Genomic DNA, 17,405 nt, shown 5'->3' on the forward strand with positions numbered 1-17,405 from the left:
TGCATTGAGCATGAGCGAAACAACAGTAAACGCACATCCAGACAGATTAACCAAAGTATCCAGCATTTTAGTGTCACAAGCACGGCCAACTGATGAAAAGTCACCTTATTTTGAGTTGGCAAAAAGATACAATATTAAGGTAGATTTTCGTCCATTTATTGAGATACAAGGCGTTTCATTCAAAGATTTCCGTAAGCAAAAAATCAACATTCTAGACCATACGGCCATTATTTTTACAAGCCGTAATGCTGTGGATCATTTTTTCCGTATCTGTAAAGAAGCACGTATTGAAGTTCCTGCAGATATGAAATATTTCTGCATTACAGAACAAACTGCTATTTACCTTCAGAAATATATAGTTATTCGTAAGCGTAAAATTTTCTCAGGTCAAAAGACCGCAGCAGATTTGTTGGAGTTGATTAAAAAGCACAAAAGTGAGAAGTTTTTATTCCCTTGTTCAGATAAGCGTCGTAACGACATTCCTGAATTTATGGGAACAAACGATCTACATTTGACTGAGGCTGTAATGTATGAAACAGTTTCAGCTGATTTGTCTGATTTGGAAGATGTATACTATGACATCTTAGCATTTTTTAGCCCATCTGGAATAAAATCTTTGTTTGATAATTTTCCAGATTTTCAGCAAAATAAAACTCGTATTGCGGCATTTGGTCCTACGACAGCAAAAGCCGTTACTGATGCTGGATTGATTTTGGATATTCAAGCTCCACTTCCAAACGCTCCGTCTATGTCGGGTGCGTTGGAATTATACATTAAAAAAGTAAACGGATTGTAAAAAAGTTTACTACCAAACTAGAGAGGTCAGATTTGCCATGCAAGTCTGACCTCTTTTTGTTTTACCTACAACAAAAGCGTTAGTTCGACCGTTTATATCTCGTGATTATATGCAGTTAAAATTTTCTCAAAAAATCTGAAACGATTTTTGTAATAATCCTGTCTCTGAAAAGAGAAATTGTAGTGAATATTTGGAAATTGTTATTAGTTTTGGGAAAGCAGAAGTTTTGGGTATTCTGAACTATTGCAAAAAAGCTATATGAACGATTGCCTCTTAATCATTTGAGTACATTGATGTACGAGCATACCTAGTTCAAGAACATTATGCAGAAACAACTATTATTCATTTTATTAGCCTTTGGATTGATTGGGATTTTTCCTGCACGCGCACAGCAGGATGCTCAGTTGAGTCAATATATGTTTAACCCTTTGTATATCAACCCAGCGGCAGCAGGGCTTGATGGGGCGCTCAAATTTCAACTACACTATCGTAATCAGTGGACAGGTTATCAAACTTCGTTAGATGGTTCTGGCTCATTGGGAACACAAATTTTTAACGTGTCCATGCCTCTCAATGGCCTTCGAAGTGGGGTTGGTCTATCGTTTGTTAATGACAAAACTCCTTCAGGTGCAGGATACCAAGATTTAAAGCTTGCTTATTCATTTCAATTAAAACTTTCTGATGCCAGTTTATTATCTTTAGGGGCAAGCGGAGGGTTTCATATCAAAAACTATGACAATAGCTTTCGCCCTCGTGATGAGAACGATCCCATTTTGGATGGTTTGACTGGCAGAGTAAGTCAAAGTAAACCTGATTTTAGTGTAGGTGCCATTTTTAAAAGTAGCAACTTTCAGATAGGTGCTAGCTTTAATCATGTCAATCAGCCCGAATATAATTTTGGAATCGCAAGTTTGTCAAACAAAGCGGTTCAAACGGTTAATATTCATGGAAATATTAATTATTACTTGAGTGAAGATTTAGAAATCGTCCCAACAGCATTATTTAAAACAGACTTTAAATCGCAAGTCTTAGAAGGAGGGGCTGTGCTAAACTACCAAGAAAAATACTGGTTTGGTGGCTCTTATCGTTTGAATGATGCTGGCATTATTATTGCTGGAATTTCGTTGTTACAAAATAACGCATTACGAATCGGTTATTCGTTAGATTTGACCTCAACGCGAGGAGCATCCGCCAAAGCCCCAACCTCGCATGAAATATTGCTCAGTTATTCGCTACCGGCTCCTAAACTTTTAGCAGGAAAAAAAGCGCCTGTTAGGACTCCAAGATTTAGAAAATAAGGTTCAGTTTCTCTTGAATTAGCGGAGAAGCTTAAAAAAGCACTGTTTCTAATCAGATGCTTGTGAATCAAATCTATATTGTATTAGAGTACTAGGTAAAAAATTATTAACTTTGCTTATCTTGGATAGCATACTAAATTATTTTTTTGCTCGTTTTAAGAAAAATTAACAAAGATAATTTTGCCTTCTGAGTAATTTCTGCCATCCATATATTTCAGGCAAGAAACTTTTTCTAGTGTACCATTAGTAATAAAATCAATATCACTTACAATTTTGAGAATTATTTACCCGTTTCAAAGCAGGTATCAATCGCAAAAGTAAAATCAATATGAATTACAGTGTAATTTTCAGGAAAACTCTATTATTAATCCTACTAGCTGTTCCTGTACTATTGTTGGATAGTTGTAGTTCTTCATCTGGTAAAAAAGGTGGAAAGACTTCAAGTAGCAAAAGCAAAAGTGGGAAAGGTAGAGAAGTTGCCTCGAAAGGAAAAGGAGGTAAGAAGGGACGTAACAGCAAAAAAGACGACATTGGTATGGTCAATGGAGAAGTTGCTGCTACCGCTCGTAAAGGGTGGAAACAAACTACTCCGCTTGGAATGGTATTAATTCCCTCTGGCTCTTATATGATGGGTCAAGCTGATGAGGATATCGTTTCATCATCTGTAAACTTTAACAAACGAGTATCAGTTGCACAGTTTTTCTTGGATGATACAGAAATCAGTAACAACGAGTATCGTCAATTTACAACAGCTATGTTGACAGACTCTATTTCTGTATTAGGAGAAGAGAAAATTATGTCAGAATATTATCCCGATACAACTGTATGGAGTAAAGACTTTACCTATCACAATGGTGACCCTATGACAGAATATTACTTCTCAAGCCCAGCATTTGACCTTTACCCTGTAGTAGGTGTGAGCTGGAGAGCTGCTAAGTATTTCTGCGAATGGCGTACAAAAGCATTAAATGATTACCGTACGGCTGAAGGAATGTATATCTCTCCTCGTTTTAGATTACCTTCTGAAGCAGAATGGGAGTGGGCAGCTCGTGGTGGAAAAGCTTCTGCGAAATATCCTTGGGGTAACCCTTACGTTGCAAACGGAAAAGGTTGTTTGTTAGCTAACTTTAAGCCACATAGAGGCAACTACGATTCGGATGGATATGCTTATACTGCTCCTGTAAATGCTTACAATCCAAATGATTATGGTTTGTATAATATGGCTGGTAACGTAGCGGAATGGTGTATTGATGCTTATTCTGATAACGCTGTAGCGATTACTTGGGACTTGAACACGTTGAATGACGATAAGGACGAGCCACGTAAAGTAATCAGAGGTGGTTCATGGAAAGATGTTGCCTATTATCTTGAGACAGGTACTCGTTCTTATGAATACGAAGATAAAAAACGTTCTTACATCGGCTTCCGTTGTGCCATGACGCACTTGGGTCGTTCGTCAGGAAAAGAATTTAGATAGAATATTTTCAAAAGGTAATCAGTTGTTTGGGCAAAGTGTGCATCAACAACTGATTACCTTTTGCTTTGAAATAAAGAATAAAGTAATATTGAAGAAAAACTACTTTTGAATCATTTTTAGATTTAGGTATTACGAAAAAGACTCTAGTTTTTTTCAATTTTTAAAAACAAAACTCGAAACTGTACATTTTAAATTCCACTTTTAATCATTTTCAGATCAAATGAAGGGCTTAGAAAAAATTATTAACGTTATCGCCAGTGCTGGTGCCGCAGTAGTTATTGTTGGAGCATTGTTCAAAATCTTACACTTAGAAGGAGCCAATCAAATGCTAATGGTAGGTATGCTAACAGAGGCTGCTATCTTTATCCTTTTTGCCATCCTTTACGCTACGGCTAAGCCTGAAAAAGAATATGAATGGGAAAGAGTTTACCCTGAATTATCAAAAGATTTCCAAGGAGAATTACCAAAATCATCTTCTCGTGGTTCATTTACTGGAGGTTCTGGTTTGACAGCTAAAATGGATGAAGCATTAGCTAATGCAAAAGTTTCTCCTGAGGTATTCGACAACTTAGGTAAAAGTCTTAAATCTTTGACTGAATCTGTTTCAAAAATTGGCGAAATCTCAGATGCTACCATTGCAACTACTGAATATGCTAAAAATGTAAAAGCTGCTTCTGCTTCAGTTAGCGAAATGAACAAAGCTTATGGTGTTACTCTAAACGCTGTTTCTGAATTGTCTACCGCTACACAAGATGCGAAAGACTACCGTGCCCAGTTCCAAAAAATCACACAAAGTATGTCTGCTCTTAATGCAGTATATGAATTGGAATTACAAGATACAAATAAGCATTTGAAGGCGATGAACACCTTCTATGGCAATCTTACTTCTGCTATGGAAAATATGTCTGATGCTAGCAAGGATACTCAACAGTTTAAGCAAGAGCTTGCTAAATTGACAAACAACTTAACTTCTTTGAACAATGTTTACGGAAGTATGTTGTCAGCTATGAAAGGCTAATAACCAATAGCTGATTGTAATGTCAAAGAGACAGAAACGTAAGTTTCGAAAGTAGTCATTCTTAAATGTTAAAATCCTCAAGTATAATATACGATGGCAGGTTTAAAAGAAACGCCCAGACAGAAGATGATTGGGATGATGTATTTGGTGCTAACAGCCTTGCTTGCATTGCAAGTAAGTGATGCCCTCTTACAGAAATTTGTGCTATTAAATAACAGCTTGGAAACGGCTAACCAGTCGGCAGCTGAGAAAAATAAAGGAACAATCCAAGGTATTGATTCAAAAATTAAAGAGTTACCAAACCCTGGTGCTTATGCAGATATTTCACGCAAAGCTGCTGAAGTACATAAGATTGCTGAGGCTGTAGTTTCTCAAATTGAAGAAGCAAAAGCTAAAGTAATTGAGTCGGGTGGTGGTATTGACCCTGAAACAGGTCAAATCAAAAACCCTAAAGAAGAAGAAAAAGTGTATCAATTGATGGTAGGTGCTGGTAAGAAAGGCATTGCTTATCAGTTGGCTTCTTCGATGGAAGACTATGTTAGCAAGCTTTCTGCTATTGCTGATAAGGGAACTGTGTTTCCTGCTTTAGCTTTAGGTGCTAAAGATGATCCAATTGCCTCGAGAGATGCTAATCAAAGAAATAAAGACTTTGCAGAATTAAATTTTGCTCAAACTCCGGTACCTGCAGCATTGGCAACTTTGAGCCAAAAGCAAGCTGAAGTTAGACGTTATGAAAGTGAAGTTTTAGGTCAATTGGCTGCTAAAGTAGGAGCAAAAGAGGTGAAATTTGACAAAGTATTTGCTCAGGTTTCTGCTAATGCTAATACGGTTGTAGCTGGTATGGACTATGAGGCTGAGGTATTTATTGCTGCTACTTCAAGTGGTTTTACTCCACGTATGAGCTTGAACGGTTCGGCACTTCCAGTAAAAGATGGTCGTGGTCAAATCAAATTCAAAACTGCTGGTGGTGAATATGACAAAAATGGCTTAGCTCGTAAATCATATACAGCTTCTGTATCTTACATGAGCCCAACAGGACCAAAAACAGAATCAATCACAAAAGAATACTTTGTGTTGAAACCAACCTATAACATCGAAACAGCTACATTACCTGCGTTATATTTGGGTTGTGCAAACCGTTTGAGTGTTGTAAGTCCAGGTTTGGGTGCTTTGTGGAATCCATCTTTCTCTGCTGATGGTGGTGAAACAATTGCTGGAGAGCGTGGTAAAGTTACCATCGTTCCGAGTGCTGCTACTGTTACTTTGAATGTAACAAACGGAGGAACGTTGTTGGGTAAAGAAACTTTCCGTGTAAGACGTGTACCAAGACCAGAAGTTAAAATCTATGGTAATGGTGGCGAAATTGACGAAAAACGTGGCGCTAGTGCAACTGGTCTTCGTACAATCGAGGCTCGTGCCCTTGCTGATGAATCGTTCAAGTCAACAAACCCTGAGGATGCTCAGTTTCGCGTATCTGAAATCTACGTAGCGTTGGCTCGTGGTACTAAGAAAGTAGGTGATGCTACTGGTAGTGGCTCTGTTAACGTTTCAAGCTTAGCATCTCAAGCACAAGCAGGTGATAGATATTATATTGAAGTGAGAGGAGTACAACGTAGAAACTTTAAGGGTACCGTTGAAAATATCCCTTATAACATGGCGAAAGTACTTCCATTGAACTAATTGCTGAATAAAATATTAGTTTGATTTCAATAAATATTGATAATCTGTCGTTTAGAATTCGAGGTTTATTGGTAAAAGCCAACCCTCTTTCCTGAAATTTGGTTGGTAATTGTAAAACTAATAGCGACTTAACTCAAATGAAGAATTTAGTAAAATATGCAAGTGTAGCCCTCATAACATTGGCAGCTTGCTCGTTGGCAACAGCGCAAGAAAAAGATAACAACGGAAAAAATCCAGATTCTGTTCGTCCGATTGATGATTCAAATATCATGTGGAAGAGACGTTTGTGGAGAAGAATGGATTTGAATGAAAAGCAAAATCAGCCGTTTTTCTCTAAAAATAACGAAATCACTAAATACTTGATTGAATGGGTTCAGAGTGGTGTTTTACAACCATACAAAGACGATTCTTTGAAAAGAAAACTTTCAAAAGAAGAGTTTATGAAGAATCTCGAAATCGACGAAGATTTCAATGATGGAGCTCTTTCTGCTGAAGAAAAAGCTGCTGGTTTTGGTAACGAATCAGCCGCAACTTCAGGTAGTGGTGCAGACGACGGCTGGGGTGATCCTAAGCCAAAAGCTGGTGATAACAAAGTAGCTGGTTCAAAATCAGCACCTGTTGTGGCTACTAATGGAAACTATCGTTTTCCAAGAGAATTGACTATTCTTGAAATCAAAGAAGATGCAGTTTTTGACAAACAACGCTCAAGATTGTATTTTGATATCCAAGCAATTACAATCATCATTCCTGCAAGCAAAACTGCTGCTGGTTTTGATAAAACTGTAGCGTCGTTTCGTTATAAAGACTTAGATAAATTGTTCCGTAGTAATCCAAATTGTATCTACTACAACACGCAAAACGAAGCTCAGCATAAAAATATGGCAGATGCTTTTGATTTACGTTTGTTTAGTGCTCGCCCAATTAAGTTTGGTAACCCAGAAGATAAAGACTTGGTTCAGATGTATGGTGGCGATAAAAAAGGATTGGTAATGTCTCAGCAATTAGAGTATAAACTAATGGAGATGGAGCATAACCTTTGGGAATACTAAAATCAAGTCATGATATTTTGTAATAAAAAAGGAGATTCGATATGTCGAATCTCCTTTTTTATTATTCAGGATTGATGATATTGAGTTGTTCTTTGAGTGATTTAGCTTTGGCTTTGCCCAATAGCGTTTCTAATTCTTCAAGAGGAGCTTCATAAATCTTACTAACCGTTCCAAAATGTTTTAAGAGTTTGGTTGCTGTTATCTTTCCAATTCCTTCAATATTTTCGAGTTGACTAATAATGAAATTCTTACTGCGTTTGTCTCTGTGTTTGGTAATACCAAAACGGTGAGCTTCGTCTCTTAGTCGCTGTATGAGCTTCAATGACTCTGATTTTTTATCAATATAAAGCGGAATACTGTCTTCTGGAAAATAGATTTCTTCAAGTCTTTTAGCAATACCAATAATCGGAACTTTTCCGTAAAGATTTAAAGCTTTTAGCGCATCACACGATGCCGAAAGTTGTCCTTTTCCACCATCTATAATAATTAAATCAGGCAAGTCTGCTTCTTCTTCTAAAAGTCTTGAATAGCGACGCGTGATTACTTCATACATCGTTGCAAAATCATTTGGCCCTATGACTGTTTTAGGAGTAAAGTGGCGATAATCTTTCTTTGAAGGAATCCCATCTTTAAAACAAACCATGGCAGATACAGGATTTGTACCTTGAATATTGGAGTTATCAAAACACTCTATATGTCTAGGAAGAGTCTTGAGTTGTAAATCATTTTTTAAGGTAAGCAAAACACGCATTTTACGATCGCCACCGCTTTCTTCGGCAACTTGTCGGTCAGCTTTTTCTTTTCTAAAATACAATACATTTTTAAGAGACATATCCAAAATTTTTCGTTTGTCTCCAATCTGCGGAAGTGTATTTTCAACGCCTTTAAGTTCAATCGCCAACGGAATATTTGTGATGACTTCTTTTGCTTCACTCTGGTATTTATCACGCATTTCCCAAACCATCATGGTCAAGATGTCTTCATCTAGCTCGTCGAGCTTCTTTTTCACATCCCATGTTTGAGTTTGAGTAATAAAGCCATTCGTAATTTTCATGAAATTTAAGAATGCTGTTTGCTCATCGGATACAATTGAAAACACATCAACATCTTTAATATTGGGATTGACAACTGTTGATTTGCTTTGAAATTTATCTAGAACCAAAAGCTTTTCCTTAAATTCTTGGGCTTCTTCGAATGCAAGTTTTGAGGCTGCGGCGAGCATCATTTCCTCAAAATACCCCTTAGGTAAACTCAAATTTCCTTTAAGGATATGTTTTGCTTGGTCGATTTCGGCGATATATTCTTCCTCCTGTTGTAATCCCTCACACGGACCCTTACAGTTACCGATATGATATTCAAGGCAAACCTTAAATTTGCGATTATTTATATTAGAAGGAGTAAGATTGAGAGAGCAAGTTCTAAACTTATAGAGCTGCCCAAACATCTCCAAAATTGCATACATGGCTTTTTGATTGGCAAATGGTCCAAAGAAAGTTCCCAGTTTTCGGTCAACTCTTCGTGTGGTAATTACCTTAGGAAAAGGTTCGTTTGTGATGCAAATAAAAGGATACATCTTGTCGTCACGCAACAAGATATTAAACTTTGGTTGATACTTTTTAATAAGATTATTTTCCAAAAGTAGGGCATCAAACTCGGTATTAACAATCGTAAATTCGATTTTACGAATTTGACTAACAAGTCTTTTGGTTTTTCGGTCATGCTGGTTTGATTTTACAAAATAGCTACTAACACGATTTTTAAGATTTTTTGCTTTACCAACATAGATAACAGTTCCTTCGCTATCAAAATATCGATACACACCGGGTTCTTCGGGAACTTTGGCCAATTCGGCCTTATAATCAAAATCACTCATAGAATTAATTCCTTTGTACAGTAACTAGAACAACAAATCTACTTAAAAAATCAACGATGAAAGAGAAATGTTTGAGAGTGATTCTCAAAAGTAGGTAGGTCTAAATCCATTCATCCTTAGCAATATATCCATTCGATAAGAATCGAGAATTAATTTGGTTTAAATATTTTTTGATTCAAAGATATAATTGTATTTTCGTGGTAAAATAAAATAACAGAACAGTACAGAACAGTTGAGTCTCTGTTTAACAAAAAAGCTAACTAAAAAACAATCCCTATAAGATGGCAAACATTACATTGGGCGATAAAGAATATTTCGCTGGTATTGGTAAAATTCAATTTGAAGGCCGTGAGTCAGACAATCCTCTTGCATTCAAATGGTACGATGAAAATCGTGTGATTGCAGGTAAAACGATGAAAGAGCATTTGCGTTTTGCTGTTGCTTATTGGCATACATTCTGTGGACAAGGTGCAGATCCATTTGGTCCAGGAACACAGCAATTTCCTTGGGATGTAAAAGCGGGTGCTGTTGACAGAGCAAAAGATAAAATGGATGCCGCTTTTGAATTCTTTACTAAAATCGGTGCTCCATATTACTGTTTTCATGATATTGACTTAGTTGATGAAGGAAACTCAATGAGCGAGTACGAATCAAACCTACAGTCAATTGTTGACTATGCAAAGCAAAAACAAGCAGCTTCTGGTGTGAAGTTATTGTGGGGTACTGCAAACGTGTTCTCTAATCCACGTTATATGAATGGTGCTTCTACAAACCCAGACTTCTCTGTGGTTGCACACGCTGGTACACAGGTGAAAAATGCGATTGATGCTACAATTGCCTTGAATGGTGAAAACTATGTATTCTGGGGTGGTCGTGAAGGTTATATGACCTTATTAAACACAGACATGAAACGTGAATTAGCTCACATGGGACAATTCTTAACAATTGCTCGTGACTATGCTCGTAAAAATGGATTTACTGGTAAATTCTTCATCGAACCTAAACCTTGTGAACCAACTAAACACCAATATGACTTTGACTCAGCAACAGTAATTGGATTTTTGAAAGAATACGGTTTAGAAAATGATTTCATGTTGAACCTTGAAGTAAACCATGCTACTTTGGCTGGACACACATTCCAACACGAATTACAAGTAGCTGTAGATAACAACATGTTGGGTAGTATGGATGCCAACCGTGGTGACTACCAAAATGGATGGGATACAGACCAATTCCCTAACAACTTAAATGAATTAACAGAATCTATGTTAATCATTTTAGAAGGAAAAGGGATTACACAAGGAGGTATTAACTTCGATGCTAAAATCCGTCGTAACTCGACTAATTTAGAAGATATTTTCTTTGCACATATTGGTGGTATGGATTCATTTGCAAGAGCTTTGGTAATTGCTGATAATATCTTGACAAAGTCACCATACAAAAAAATTCGTGCAGACAGATATGCTTCTTTTGATTCAGGCAAAGGAGCAGAATACGAAGCAGGTAAATTAACATTAGAAGATTTGCGTGATATTGCATTAGCACACGGTGAGCCAGCTCGTACAAGTGGCAAACAAGAACTTTTGGAAAATATCATTAACCAATACATCTAAAAGTAAAAGTTCGTATTAACAGAATAATGGATATGAAAAATCCCTCTTACGTTTGTGAGAGGGATTTTTTGTGACTTTTACAAACTGCCACGAACAATAAGCGAGCATGGGCTTGCGACTTTTCCTTTTTGTCTATTTCTGACCATTCTACCTGCAATTTTTCCCATTTTTTGGAAGTCATTCGAGATGGTTGTTATACCATCTTCTCCCAAAATTTGTTTGATAGGCGTATCGTCATAAGTTAATAGACCAACATCTTCTCCTAATTTTAGACCTTTTTTATTGACATGATTCATAAAACGTATGATATCACTTTCAAGAAAAAGAATGTAAGCCTGTCCTGCCTCAATACAATCAACTTCAAGGTTGTCGATAATACGGGAGTCTATATCAAAATCATTTGTAAATCTTTTAAATCCTTTGGTGATACCATTAGGGGTGTATTGAAACTGATTTTTACTTAGAAAAAGCGTAATAGCTTTGTATTTCTTGAGAAGAGGTAATGCTTCCTGCAAACCAGAGTAGATATTTTCCTCAAAGTTTTGATACAATACTGCATAGTCATTGTCAAACTCATCTATGTCAATATCTAAAACCAATAACTTCTCCTTTGGTATTTGTCCTACGATATGCGATACATCCTCATTGAAGTGAGGCATTACAATATAAAAGTTATAGTTACCAATATTGTTGATTAAAACGTTCTCAAAGACCTTTAAATCATGATAATGGAAGAATAAGTTAATCGCAACATTATCACCGAGAGCTTCTTTGAGTGAATGAAATAACGTTTCTTTGTAAGCATTCATAGCATCAAATAGAACAAATACGTGCATGGTTGTTTGCACGTCAGTTGACGCTACAAAATATCCCTTTCCATGTTGAGCCGCCACAATCCCACGTTCTCTCAATTCTTCATAAGCTCTAATAATAGTCATACGTGCAACACCCAGTGACTGAGTGATTTCATTGATTGTAGGCAGTTGGTCACCACGTTGTAGGGTGCCATTCTGTATTTTTTCAATGATATCATCAATGAGTTGTTGGTATTTGGGTTTTTGAGCGTTTGGCTCTATTTGTAAATATTTGCCCATCTTTAATAATAAATGATTCCAGTCCTTGTGCCTAAAATGGATAATAGACCAAGTTAGTCAGGAAATTGCTGATATGAAAATTTTGCTTGGTGGTGCGATTAACTTAAGTAGAATAAGTGTGACAATCGATAAAGCAATTATGTGTGGTAAAACTAATAAGTTTTTTATAAAAAAATGAAGAAATATTTGCATGAAAAAAATATTATATAGAATTTTACTTCATAGAACAGTACAGAACACGGTAGAACTTGTATTTTTCTAACACTATTATATGAAGACACTGCATTTTCACTATTCTGTTATTGTATTTTTCTAATTTTTGAAGTAATTCAAAAAAAACTAAAAAAAATCCACAGTTTCAAACTAAAGAAAGGAGGTCACCACCAGACAGTAAAGGCACATCGTAACTAATCGTTTTCAGTTCATTATTATCCAAAAAACCAATTATATGAAAAACAAATTACTAAATTATTTCAAGCATGTATGTGTCTTGAGCTTAATGCTATTGTATGCTGTTTCAACAGTAGCTCAAGATAGAAAAGTGACAGGTAAGGTTGTTGGTGTTGACAACCAAGGTATTCCAGGTGTGAGTATTATGATTAAAGGTACACGTACGGGTACTACATCTGATGCTAGTGGTAGTTTTTCTATCAATTCAAAATCTTCAAGTGACGTACTCGTATTCTCGGGTATTGGCTTTAAAGCAAAAGAAGTTAGTGTAGGAGGTCAAACAACACTCAATGTTGTATTGAGTGAAGATGTATCTGCTCTAGAAGAAGTAATCGTAACCGGTTATGCCACTACTAACAAAAAAGAATCTACTGCTGCGATTTCAACTGTAAAAGCAAAAGATTTAACGGCTGTTCCTTCAGGTAACGTAGAGCAACAATTACAAGGTCGTGTAACTGGGGTAACTGTTATTACTAACGGTCAACCTGGTACAAGTTCGATTATCCGTGTACGTGGATTTGGTGCACTAGGAGGTAACGAACCTTTATATGTTGTTGATGGTGTTCCTGTTGGTTCAACGGACTTCTTATCTCCAGATGACATTGAGTCGACAACTGTATTGAAGGATGCTGCAGCAGCTTCAATTTACGGTGCTCGTGCAGCAAATGGTGTAATCGTATATACAACAAAGAAAGGAACAAAGAAAGCAAGAAAATTGGAAGTTAGCTATGATGGTTTGATTGGTTTTACAGACCCCAACGTAGCTGGAGCTCCAAAAATGTTGTCTCCACAAGAACAAGCAGATTGGACTCAACAGGCATATAGAAATAACGCTGCTGCTAACGGTACAGCGGTACAATATACACACCCACAATATGGTTCTTCTGCAACTGCAACATTACCAGACTATTTGTATGCAACTGGTGTAGGTAGTGGTATTAGAGGTACTGTAGATATTAATGCTCTTAGAGCAGCGTATGCGGCCAATCCTGGCAACACATTTTTGATTAAGCCAAATAAGGCAGGAACAAACTGGTACGACGAAATTACTCGTGTAGCACCTATTCAAAGACATAGTCTAGGATTTAGTGGTGGCACCGAAAGTTCTCGCTATTATATTGGACTAGGTGTTCAGGATCAATCTGGTATCTTATTAGCTAATAGCTTCAAACGTTATTCATTCCGTGCGAACACAGAATTTGATTTGTCGAAAAAAGTAAGAATTGGTGAAAACTTACAGTTTACTTATCGTTCAGTAGTGGGTCAAGCAGGTGGCAATAATGGTTTGGGTATTGCTGATTCAGAATCAGAAGTTTTGGCAGCTTATCGTATGCCAACTATCATTCCCGTATTTGACGAGTTTGGAAGTTACGCTTCTACAATAGCTCAAGGTTTTAACAACCCTCGTAACCCTGTTAGACGTTTGATGTTAAACAACAGTAACGACGGTAATTTTAATGTTAATGGTTTTGGTAATATCTATTTAGAAGTAGATCCAATCGAAAACTTGACATTACGCTCAAGTATTGGTGGACAGTACAATAACTATTACTATAAAGATTACAACTACAGATATTTGGGTGACTCTGAGCCTGAAGCATCTAATAGCTTTAGCGAAGGTACAGGCTATTCTTTCTCTTGGGTATTTTCAAATACTGCAAGCTACAAGTTGAAAGTTGATAAGCATGCTGCTACAATTTTTGGAGGTATTGAGGCATTAAATACAGGTGTTGGAAGAAACATTGCAGGTTCAGGTATTAATCCATTCTCAATGGATTTAGATTACGTTAACTTATCAGTTGTACAAAACCCTGTAGTAAACTCATCTTTATTTAGTGGAGTAAACTTCTACTCTCTATTTGGTAAAGTTGACTATAGCTTCAACGACAAATATTATTTAACTGCATTGGTTCGTCGTGATGGTTCATCAAGATTTGGTGCTAATAGCCGTATTGGTGTATTCCCTGCATTTTCAGCAGCATGGCGTGTAACTAGCGAAGAATTCATGAAAGAGATTCCATTTATCTCAGACTTGAAGATTCGTGGTGGTTGGGGACAAATGGGTAACTCAAATAACGTGAACCCTAACAACCAATACTCATTGTATGCGTCTGATCGTGGTACTTCGTTCTATCCAATTTCAGGTACTAACAATGGTGCTGATGCAGGTTTCTATCGTTCTCGTATTGGTAACCCAGATGCAAAATGGGAAACAGCAGTTACAACTAACATAGGTATTGATGCAACATTACTGAATGGTAGATTTGAAGTAGTATTAGACTGGTGGAGAAAAGATACAAAAGACTTGTTGTTCCAAGTACCTCTTCCAGGGGTAGTAGGTGCTTCTGCTTCTGCTCCTTCTGTAAACATTGCTAGTATGATGAACTCAGGTATCGATTTCCAAATCATCAATAAAGGTAAGTTAACTAAAGACTTGAAATATGATTTAACTTGGAACAGTTCATTCTTGAAAAACGAAATTTCTTCATTGGCTCCAAATGTATCATACTTTGAGGGAACAACATACCGTGGTATTTCTCCAATTCGTAATGCTGTAGGTCAAAGTATTTCATCATTCTTCGGATATGAAGTGATCGGTTACTTTGCTAGTGCTGACGAAGTGAAAAGCTCTCCTGCTCAAGATGGTGCTGGTGTTGGTCGTTTTAAGTATAAAGATCTCAATGGTGATGGTAAAATCACACCAGATGATAGAACATTCATTGGTAGTCCAGTTCCTACTTATACTGGTGGTGTAAATATCGGTCTTCAATATAAAAACTTTGATTTCTCTACTTATATCTATACATCTCTTGGAAATAAAATCTTCAATATGTCGAAGTGGTTTACTGACTTCTTCGGAACATTTGAAGGTTCTGGTAAAGGTGTAAGAGCGAAAGATTCTTGGACTCCTGCATTGGGTAACAGTGCTCAAGGGCCAATTTGGGAAAGTGCCTCAAACTTGTCAACAAGTGGTGCTTCTAACTCTTGGTACGTAGAGGATGGTTCTTATTTGAGAATGCAGAACCTTTCTATAGGTTATACTGTACCAAAATCAGCTCTTGCAAAATTAGGTCTTTCTAGAGCTCGTATCAGTGTATCAGCTAACAACATCTTTACAGTTACTAAATACAAAGGTCTAGACCCAGGTGTAGGTGGTGCTGTGGATACAAACTTCGGTATCGATGTTGGTAACTACCCTGTAACTCGTAGCTTTAACGTTGGTTTGAACTTAGGATTCTAATCGTTCAAGAGTACCAACAAAAAGTAATTCTAATTTTAAAATCGAAATCCATTTATGAAAAGATATTCAAGTGCAAAAAAGGCAATCATTGCTACTTTGACATTGACTACTTTGGTATTCTCATGTAAAGAAGATACTTTCTTGACAGTGTTACCAACGGGTTCATTGGCTCAGGCGCAATTAAGTACTAAAGCTGGGGTTGAAGGCTCTTTATTGGGAGCCTATGCAATGTTAGCTGGTAAAGGTTATACTCGTTTCGCTGGTCCAAACAACTGGGTATATGGTTCAATTTTGGGTGGTGATGCCAATAAAGGTACCGACCCTGGTGACTATACAGCTATCAACCCAATTCAACGTTATGAAGCACCAGCTACAGACGGAGATATTAATGGTAGCTGGAATGCAAAGTATGAAGGTATTAGCCGTGCAAACACAACGATTCGTTTGGCTACAGCCTCAACAGAGCTATCAGATACTGATAAAAAACGTATTATTGCTGAAGCTCGTGTTTTAAGAGGTCACTTTTATTTTGAGTTGAAAAAAATCTTCAATAGCGTTCCATACATCGATGAAACAAAAGATTATGGTACTGGTATTGAGAAAGTAGCAAATACTCCTGATTTCTGGGATAAAATTGAAGCTGATTTCAAAGCAGGTATGGATAACTTACCAGAAACATTGGATCAAGCTGGTCGTGTGAATAAGTGGGCTGCTGCTTCATATTTAGGTAAAACATATTTGTTTGAAAAGAAATATACAGAGGCAAAAGCTATTTTCGATCAAGTAATTGCTAATGGTAAAACAACGAATGGTAAGAAGTATGCCTTAGTAGCTAAATATGCAGAGATCTTCAACGCTGAAAATGACAACCATGAAGAATCGATATTTGCTGTTCAAACATCAATGAATACAGGTAGTACGAACAACTCTAACGCATGGGATGATTTGAACTATCCATACAACACAGGTGCTAATGGTCCTGGTAACTGTTGCGGATTCTTTCAACCAAGTTTCTCATTGGCGAACTCTTTCCGTACAGATGCTAATGGTTTACCTTTATTAGATGGTTCTTACAACACAGGAAGTAATCAGTTAGTAAATGACTATGGTGTTGAATCAAATGCTGCATTTACACCAGATCAAGGTAATCTTGACCCTCGTATTGACCACTCTATCGGTCGTCGTGGTATTCCTTATTTAGACTGGATAGATCACCCTGGAAAAGATTGGATTCGTTCTCAACCTTATGCTGGTCCATATTCTCCTAAAAAATATGTGTACTACAAAACTCAGGAAAATACATTGACAGATGGTAGCTCATGGACGCGTGGTTATGCTACAATGAACTATACAATTATCCGTTTCGCTGACGTATTATTGATGGCAGCTGAAGCTGAAGTTGAAGTAGGTAGTTTAGAAAAAGCACGTGAGTATGTTAACAGAGTGAGAGCTCGTGCAGCAAACCCTTCTGGTTTTGTGACAAAAGCTGGTAAGCCTGCCGCTAACTATGTAATCAGTTTGTACAATACAGCATGGACTGACAAAGCTGTAGCTCGTAAAGCTGTGCGTTTCGAACGTAAACTTGAGTTATCTGGAGAAGGTCATAGATTTTTTGACTTAGTTCGTTGGGGTGAAGCAGCTACAGAATTAAATGCATATTTAGCCTATGAATCTAAATTCTTAGTTACTATGTTTGGTGGTGCAAAATTTACAGCTAGCAAAAACGAGTACTTACCAATCCCTCAAACTCAAATTGATATTCAAGGTAAAGATATCTTGAAGCAAAACCCTGGTTATTAATTTTAACCAATTGTAA

The 17,405-nt window shown here is 37.0% G+C and carries 11 protein-coding genes; 9 read left to right on the forward strand and 2 right to left on the reverse strand.

The genetic code is table 11. From position 1 onward, the window contains the following. Positions 1-10: 10 nt before the first annotated feature. The 6 genes from GVN22_RS04900 to gldN all read left to right on the forward strand — a co-directional run bounded on the left by GVN22_RS04900 (position 11) and on the right by gldN (position 7,318). Complete coding sequence (locus tag GVN22_RS04900; protein ID WP_166549937.1) at positions 11-796, forward strand: uroporphyrinogen-III synthase; 786 nt, start codon at positions 11-13, stop codon at positions 794-796. A 323-nt stretch (positions 797-1,119) separates the two neighbouring features. Next, positions 1,120-2,094 (forward strand): type IX secretion system membrane protein PorP/SprF, encoded by a 975-nt coding sequence (locus GVN22_RS04905; protein ID WP_166549938.1) that lies wholly within the window; start codon positions 1,120-1,122, stop codon positions 2,092-2,094. Positions 2,095-2,422: 328 nt separating this feature from the next. Then, positions 2,423-3,571 (forward strand): SUMF1/EgtB/PvdO family nonheme iron enzyme, encoded by a 1,149-nt coding sequence (locus tag GVN22_RS04910; RefSeq protein WP_166549939.1) that lies wholly within the window; start codon positions 2,423-2,425, stop codon positions 3,569-3,571. Between the two features lie 220 nt (positions 3,572-3,791). After that, a complete protein-coding gene (gene gldL, locus GVN22_RS04915) occupies positions 3,792-4,589 on the forward strand; it encodes a gliding motility protein GldL (protein WP_166549940.1) in 798 nt (265 codons plus the stop codon). 93 nt (positions 4,590-4,682) lie between these two features. Continuing rightward, positions 4,683-6,269, forward strand: a complete 1,587-nt coding sequence (gldM, locus tag GVN22_RS04920; RefSeq protein ID WP_166549941.1) for a gliding motility protein GldM — start codon at positions 4,683-4,685, stop codon at positions 6,267-6,269. Positions 6,270-6,406: 137 nt separating this feature from the next. Beyond that, positions 6,407-7,318, forward strand: coding sequence for a gliding motility protein GldN (gene gldN / locus GVN22_RS04925; RefSeq protein ID WP_166549942.1), 912 nt, complete (start codon positions 6,407-6,409; stop codon positions 7,316-7,318). A 61-nt stretch (positions 7,319-7,379) separates the two neighbouring features. On the opposite strand, the gene uvrC is transcribed toward gldN, so the two are convergent. Further along, the gene (gene uvrC / locus GVN22_RS04930) at positions 7,380-9,191 is read right to left on the reverse strand and encodes an excinuclease ABC subunit UvrC (RefSeq protein ID WP_166549943.1); all 1,812 of its coding nucleotides are present in this window, start codon (positions 9,189-9,191) and stop codon (positions 7,380-7,382) included. 281 nt (positions 9,192-9,472) lie between these two features. Between uvrC and xylA the strand changes: the two genes are divergently transcribed. Then, complete coding sequence (gene xylA, locus GVN22_RS04935) at positions 9,473-10,804, forward strand: xylose isomerase (RefSeq protein WP_166549944.1); 1,332 nt, start codon at positions 9,473-9,475, stop codon at positions 10,802-10,804. A 77-nt stretch (positions 10,805-10,881) separates the two neighbouring features. On the opposite strand, the gene GVN22_RS04940 is transcribed toward xylA, so the two are convergent. Next, positions 10,882-11,898, reverse strand: coding sequence for a GntR family transcriptional regulator (locus GVN22_RS04940; RefSeq protein WP_166549945.1), 1,017 nt, complete (start codon positions 11,896-11,898; stop codon positions 10,882-10,884). 448 nt (positions 11,899-12,346) lie between these two features. Between GVN22_RS04940 and GVN22_RS04945 the strand changes: the two genes are divergently transcribed. Continuing rightward, a complete protein-coding gene (locus tag GVN22_RS04945; RefSeq protein ID WP_166549946.1) occupies positions 12,347-15,589 on the forward strand; it encodes a TonB-dependent receptor in 3,243 nt (1,080 codons plus the stop codon). Between the two features lie 54 nt (positions 15,590-15,643). Then, complete coding sequence (locus GVN22_RS04950; protein WP_166549947.1) at positions 15,644-17,389, forward strand: RagB/SusD family nutrient uptake outer membrane protein; 1,746 nt, start codon at positions 15,644-15,646, stop codon at positions 17,387-17,389. The last annotated feature ends 16 nt before the right edge of the window (positions 17,390-17,405 follow it).

This window comes from Cellulophaga sp. BC115SP, from assembly GCF_009905545.1.
In the GTDB taxonomy this organism is placed as follows: Bacteria; Bacteroidota; Bacteroidia; order Cytophagales; family Spirosomataceae; genus Flectobacillus; species Flectobacillus rivi.

Bases quoted from the DNA above. Each gene is read 5' to 3' on its own strand.
- xylA (WP_166549944.1), top strand. From the start codon at position 9,473: ATGGCAAACATTACATTGGGCGATAAAGAATATTTCGCTGGTATTGGT.
- GVN22_RS04945 (WP_166549946.1), top strand. From the start codon at position 12,347: ATGAAAAACAAATTACTAAATTATTTCAAGCATGTATGTGTCTTGAGC.
- gldL (WP_166549940.1), top strand. From the start codon at position 3,792: ATGAAGGGCTTAGAAAAAATTATTAACGTTATCGCCAGTGCTGGTGCC.
- gldM (WP_166549941.1), top strand. From the start codon at position 4,683: ATGGCAGGTTTAAAAGAAACGCCCAGACAGAAGATGATTGGGATGATG.
- uvrC (WP_166549943.1), bottom strand. From the start codon at position 9,191: ATGAGTGATTTTGATTATAAGGCCGAATTGGCCAAAGTTCCCGAAGAA.
- GVN22_RS04900 (WP_166549937.1), top strand. From the start codon at position 11: ATGAGCGAAACAACAGTAAACGCACATCCAGACAGATTAACCAAAGTA.
- GVN22_RS04940 (WP_166549945.1), bottom strand. From the start codon at position 11,898: ATGGGCAAATATTTACAAATAGAGCCAAACGCTCAAAAACCCAAATAC.
- GVN22_RS04910 (WP_166549939.1), top strand. From the start codon at position 2,423: ATGAATTACAGTGTAATTTTCAGGAAAACTCTATTATTAATCCTACTA.
- gldN (WP_166549942.1), top strand. From the start codon at position 6,407: ATGAAGAATTTAGTAAAATATGCAAGTGTAGCCCTCATAACATTGGCA.
- GVN22_RS04950 (WP_166549947.1), top strand. From the start codon at position 15,644: ATGAAAAGATATTCAAGTGCAAAAAAGGCAATCATTGCTACTTTGACA.
- GVN22_RS04905 (WP_166549938.1), top strand. From the start codon at position 1,120: ATGCAGAAACAACTATTATTCATTTTATTAGCCTTTGGATTGATTGGG.